This is a genomic window from Sulfobacillus harzensis (genome assembly GCF_012933365.1).
GTDB lineage: Bacteria > Bacillota > Sulfobacillia > Sulfobacillales > Sulfobacillaceae > Sulfobacillus_B > Sulfobacillus_B harzensis.
Map to the genome: position 1 here is coordinate 1 of NZ_JABBVZ010000151.1, position 6054 is coordinate 6054.

A 6054-nucleotide genomic window follows, 5' to 3' on the forward strand; every position below is an offset into this window, starting at 1 on the left:
GACGGCCCGCCCCTGCCCCTCGGCTACGCCATCGGGGCAGGGCCCTCCCTATTTACACCACATAATTGGACTCTAACCCTGGGCGACGCCGAACCCACGTGAGAGGGGAGACAATAATGGGCGGGAGGGCCATTTTGTCCCGGTATCGGGGCGTCCAAAATGGCGAGCCGTCTTCTTGTTAATCCTTTGCTCGGAACGGTTCCGATATGGCTTGCGACCAGGGCTGTGGGCGTTCAAGCAATCTGGAAAACTCCTCCATGTATCGAGGTAACACAACGGCGCTCCAATCAAATTTTTCCGCCCTCTTGCGAGGTACCGCATCAGCTATCATGTGGTGGACATTTCTCCAAAAGGTTTGCGTTCTCACCAGTCGCTTCATATCCTCGAAGTCCGCTGCATAGATACCGGCATCCCCTAGAATTTCCCGATTTGTCGCCGTGTCAAAAGTGAGAACGGGTCTGTTAGCGGCAAGCGACTCGAGGAATACCATGGGAAAATTTTCCGAGTCTTCCGCGGTGTGAATCAGAGCCGTACCTAAACCATACTGTGCTGGCATGCTTTCGTGAGGTAAAACTGTCAGGTGAAATGCGGAGCCCAACAGATTTTTGCCCTGTGCCCTAATACTTGGGGCCAGTGGCCCATCTCCATAGACGTGAAGTCGGGCGCCGCCCGCTGCTGCGACTCTTATCGCAAGGTCGACTCGCTTGTAGGGAATGAGGGCTGCCACACATACGAGTGTTGGGCGGTCCGGCGGGGCGACAACATGATAGTTGCATAGGGACACTCCATTAGGAACGACGGTGGAGGGAATTCTCGGAGATAGCTTTCCGGTTCTGGTGTTCTGCTTTAGGAGCACCACAAGGTCGGGGGCTGCCACACTAATTTCCCTGGAAATTTCCGAACCTGCGTGGTTGACGTAAACGATGCGATAGCTACGTCGGCGGACATATCGGTAGAGCCGTAGCATAACGATTTCCCAGAATCCGTTAATTGGGATTACGATGTCGGCATCGTTTAGTAATCCTTGCTGTATGGACCTCACTGTAAACGAAATGAGCGAACACGCATATGAGTCGATTCGTCCGTACATTTTAAAACGAGAAGCCAGTGTTGGCATTCCGCTGTTGTCGCGAAGAGGCGTTCGCACAACCGTCATATCCCCGGATTGTAGAACATCGCCCCCACCGACCAAAACGGCCGAGGCACCATTAGTGGACAGCATCGATACCACTTGTTGACTCCAAGTTTCAGCCCCCCTGTTTAGTTGTCCGTTGTACACGCTTAGAACGACGATTTTCACCGTTTTGCCCTCTCCGTTTCAAATGTCGCGTATGAGATCACTTTCTTAATAGCTTCCGGCAACCGCTCTGACCCCTCGTTACTGGATGAGGCTCCAGCAAGCGAAAGTCGCGCCGCAAACCCCATCCATTTTCAGCCATTTTTCTGGAGGGGAGCATACCGATCGTTGCTGGCCCTCGCTGTTCGGCGCTATTCTCCATAAAAGTATCCCAGGCCGATCATTGACCACACTACGGCAGACATGTAAGGGCCCTCAAGAACCACTTCGACGAAAATGACGGCGGCCCACATGGCTAGGGAAGCCAGGGCGACGACTTGCATTGGTCTAAGCAGCCCTCGTTCGTTGGTAACTACCAAGCCTTTTATTGAACCAACGATGAGTAAGGCCAACGGCACAATAGGCCATAGGCCCCACCACTGGACGATTTGCAAATAAGAGTTGGACAAAGCAATGGTGCCTAGCTCGTAGCCGGTGGTAACCGTGGAGAATCCGTAGTTGCCGAGAACGGTTGGTACCCACTGTTGCCCAATACGGATAGCCAATGGATTTTGGGTAATCTGGTGAAGCGCCTGGCCCCAAACGATCAGTCGCCATCGATTGTTTGCAACCTGATAATAGCTCCCGTGTGTTTGAAAAATGCTGACCAGATCTCGTTGAATATGGTTAGACAAGCTGTGGAGTTCAAACGTCCCTACAGGAACAATTACGGCGAGTGACACTGCAAATAAGCGGATGAGCCTCCGGCGCAAGTCGGCCCCGTTTTCTAGTTTGTACGACAGGACGACGAAACAGACCAGGCCGATGGCAATGCCGACCCATGGTCCGCGCGCGTCTTGCACAAGAACGGCGGACAAACCCAGAGGGAAGGTTGCATAAAGCCACTTTTCGTCTTTCCTCGACCAGTGCCACCCGAGTTGAAGAAAAAGCAAGATGCCCAAAAACGATTCGCTTGCTCCTGGAACTTGAGAGTGTCGGGTAATGATATCGAAAACGGGCAAGGCGATGGAAAGGCATAGTATTGCAACGCTCGCATGACGCCGATTGTAAGGGGTCCTTTTGGATTTCCAAATCACGCGGTAGACGGAATAGGACAAAGGTATGAAGGCCGCATAATAGAGTTCAGCTGCATCGCGAAGTGCGGCCAATCCGTACTTGTGAATGTTCAAGAAAACGCCTATCACCACCAGAAACAGCAGCGCGATCAAGGGAAGCGAGGCTTTCTTTGGAACTTTAAAGGTCTTGCTCATTACAAGAATAATCGTCAGCATCAGCATGAAGCACTCCGTTACGAAGAACGGTGGCTTGGGTAACGCAATATGACTAAACCGTTGATCCATAGATATATCTGGAATGAGGAACAGAACCGACAGCACCACCGCCAAAGGGTATCGGCGGAGTACCGGTAACGCCAGGGTGATTGCCGCAAGAGCTAAAATGACGCCCATTGCGAGCTCCCGTTTAAGCGCGATCCAACCACACAAGGCCCCCAAAACGCAGACTCCTGCCATTGGGACAAGGGGTCCCACTGATATCGCTTTTCTCATAAGTAACCCCTGTTCTTTAGGATGCCCTTCGTGAGGTCGAAGGGCTCAAATCTACGCACAGGTTGAACCGCTCTTTCAAATCTTACGGACGATACTAAACAATGCATCGCTGTTGCGAGACAACAGGTACACGAGGCAAGTTTGATGGAGATTGCGACTTGCCGCCATCACCTTGATGGGGTGAACTGTGGCGCCGCCCCCGTCTTGCAAACCCAAGCCGTTCGAAAATCGGATGACGGGTCATCGCTGGCTCGTTTCTCGGACCAAACCGTCACGTGATTTGTCATAGGATCAGCATGAAGGATACCCCATCCGCGTCGGGGAAATAGGCGATCCGGCCGCCGATGCTTTTTGCCAAACGCTGTGAGAGAGCGAGACCCAGACCGTGCCCCACGCCCTTGGCACTGGGTTTCCGCTCGAACAGGCGATCGGTTTCCTCCGGGCTCAGGTGACTTCCGGCGTTGGTTACCCGAAACACCAGGTCGTCGCATAAACTGTACGATTCGGCGCGGATGACCGCGTGGTCGGGGGAGGCCTCGAGCGCATTCTTTGCCAAATTGAAGAGAATCTGCTCCACCCGCCACGGGTCCGTGTACGCAAAAGCGCTACTCCCGTGATACACCCATTCTATCGATCGGGGCGCCCACTCTGGTTTCAAATCGGCTACAATTCCTTCCCAAATATCCCGAAGCGAAATCCCCAGGTGGATCGGTTCATCATTTTGGTGCGAGACCCAATCGAGTTGCCTGGCGATCCGGGACAGCGCACGATTCATGGCCTCGATGCGTTCCTGAAACTTTTCGCCGGCGGGGTCCCGGACGAGCAATTCCAGATGGCCGACGGCGACGGACAACGGATTTCTGAGTTCATGAACCAGCGCATCCACGGTGAACCGTTGCTCTTTTAATTCCATCCTCTCTTCCACGATGCGTGTGAGCAGAAGCGGGATGGACTCGGGAACGGGGGCATTAAAGTACCAATCGAGATGAGTGCCGCTAAGCTTGGTCCGATAGTGGATCCCGCTATGCGTGGTCACATTGTCGCGCTCCGCAGCGATGACCGGAAGGCCCAAGGACTGGGCCCAACGCACGACCTCGTCCAAAGTTTTTGCAAACATGGTGTCCTCCTAGTGACCAGCACTCTGATTTTGCTGCGAGCCAATCAAGTCGATGAGCTCATGGCGATTTTTGGTTTCGGTCTTGCGATAGATATTTTTCAGGTGTGTTTTCAGGGTGTTGATGGAGACGTAGAGTTCCTGAATAATGGCTTGATTGCTTTTCCCTTGTAAGAGCAGTTGAACGATGCGCCGTTCCTGCGGCGTCAATTTGGCGCGGTCAAAGAGGTATTCGGGATTCCCGCGAAAGGTGCTTGACGTTGGTTCTGGGGCCCGACTGCTCGCCATGAGAAACGGGGTCGCCATCACGACCAGGATCACGGCCACTAGCATCCAGATGGCCGGTTTGCCCGTGGCAGCGGGAAGGAACCAGCCGAGAGCGACTGCGAGCGAGGTTGCTCCGAGCGCGATGCCCAGTTCTGCGGGAGCTCGCCTAAGGGCTGTAATGAGCGAGATGGACCACCAAAGGCTCAACAAGTTGGCGGCTACTAATAGGAGAAATTGCAGCCCAAGCAGGACGTTGCGGACGCCCGGGTCAGCAAATCCTAAGAGGTCAATGGCCAAGAAGACGGCAGAGAGGTAGGCCAGCATGTGCCGGGTGCGCTTGAAGGCAAAAGGCAGAGCCAGCAGGACGATGAGCGAAGCGACGGTCAGCAAAAGGGCTGGAATCCAGGAGATTTGCACTGCGCTTGAGGCCCAGCGAGCGGCTGTGGAACCACCTAATCCCAGCGCCAAATAGAGTCCGATGGCAGCGCCGCCGGTCTGATTCGGCCGTATGGGCCTAAGCGACGGCTTCCATGCAGGAGCGGTGGGCAAAACCCAAAGCATGGCCGCCATCACCATTAAGCTTGAGGCAAAGACTGCGCCGCCGTGCAAAGGGAAAAGGTGCACTAGAAAGATGAGGATGCCGGCGATCGCCGTAGCGCCAATCCACGCGGTGAGAAAGGTTCGGTTGCGGTGGGAAAGGGCCACGGGGAGGTAGGACAGCCACTGAAAGGCGAGTGGGAGAACCGCTCCCGTTTCCACCAGCGCCCAGCCGAGCGGGGAGCCGGTGGCCCATCCAAGCAGCGACAAGGCAGCCACCCACGGCAGGGCCAGAATGGCAAACCAGCGGCGCACTCGTCCGACCCAGGAAAACTTTAGCGTGAGGCCGGTCAGGGAAAACATGGCGGCCAGGCCAACTAGGACCAACGCATCCGCCCGGAGATCAAGCGGGCCAGGGGTGATGCGCAAGATTTCAACGATAAAGGCTTCGATCCATCCAAAGAGCAAGATAGTTAATCCCACAAGCCAATACGGTGCAGGCAGAGATCGCATTCTAAGAAACATTCCATATCCTCCTCGAACGATTCAAGGCGGTGACGCCGCGAAGTAGTCTTGTTAGAATTAAAGGGAATCTTTGGTGTCGTCGACAGAGGGCGGTCCCCTCAGTTCACCCGGGGGATTTCCCCAGGGGTTAGGGAAGGTCGGACGCTGTGTCCAAACCGATTCGCGTGGTGGCTGTGGAAGATGAGGATTTGTTCCGGGAACTCTTGATTACATCGCTCGCGAGTTTTGAGGAGATTGCGATCATTCACGCCTATCGGCGGGGCGAGGATGCTTTAGCCCGGGTGGTAGACGATGCGCCCGATGTGGTACTGCTCGATATTGATCTGGGGGCTGGCGAAACCGGCGTGCAAATCGGCTTGCGAATTCGAAAGATTTTACCCCACGTCGGCATTGTGCTTTTGTCCAACTACGATGAACCAGGTCTCTTAACTTCTCTTCCACCTCAAGAAGCGGCCGGTTGGTCCTATTTGCTCAAAAAATCTGTGGCTGAAGTGTCTACCATTGTGCGGGCCATCGAAGGCTCTCATGCCCGGTTGATGGTTCTTGACCCCTTTCTGGTGCAGGCGCTGCGGCCGCGTCCGCAAGGACTTGTCGCCGGATTGACACCCCGACAGCGAGAAATATTGGCATTGCTCGCGCAGGGGTACTCCAATGCCGGAATCGCTCAACAGTTGATCATATCCCCCAAGTCTGTAATAGCCTCTCGGGATTCCGTTTTGCAGATGGGGCAAGGATTCTGCCCCGAACGCCAGGGCCATTTGCCCCCA

At 54.8% G+C, this 6054-nt stretch carries 5 protein-coding genes; 1 reads left to right on the forward strand and 4 read right to left on the reverse strand.

Annotated elements, in window-relative coordinates:
- Nucleotides 1–178: 178 nt before the first annotated feature.
- The 4 genes from HIJ39_RS25300 to HIJ39_RS21005 all read right to left on the reverse strand — a co-directional run bounded on the left by HIJ39_RS25300 (nt 179) and on the right by HIJ39_RS21005 (nt 5287).
- Nucleotides 179–1222, reverse strand: coding sequence for a glycosyltransferase family 4 protein (locus tag HIJ39_RS25300; RefSeq protein ID WP_420824587.1), 1044 nt, complete (start codon nt 1220–1222; stop codon nt 179–181).
- A 266-nt stretch (nt 1223–1488) separates the two neighbouring features.
- Nucleotides 1489–2745, reverse strand: coding sequence for an O-antigen ligase family protein (locus HIJ39_RS20995; protein WP_169102994.1), 1257 nt, complete (start codon nt 2743–2745; stop codon nt 1489–1491).
- A gap of 382 nt (nt 2746–3127) precedes the next feature.
- Entirely contained in the window at nt 3128–3961 is an 834-nt protein-coding gene (locus HIJ39_RS21000; RefSeq protein WP_169102995.1) for a sensor histidine kinase, read from the reverse strand.
- Nucleotides 3962–3970: 9 nt separating this feature from the next.
- Entirely contained in the window at nt 3971–5287 is a 1317-nt protein-coding gene (locus HIJ39_RS21005; RefSeq protein WP_169102996.1) for a helix-turn-helix domain-containing protein, read from the reverse strand.
- A gap of 146 nt (nt 5288–5433) precedes the next feature.
- On the opposite strand from HIJ39_RS21005, the gene HIJ39_RS25005 reads away from it, so the two are divergent.
- Nucleotides 5434–6054, forward strand: a 621-nt coding sequence (locus HIJ39_RS25005) for a LuxR C-terminal-related transcriptional regulator (RefSeq protein ID WP_169102997.1), incomplete at its 3' end; no start/stop codon positions are given.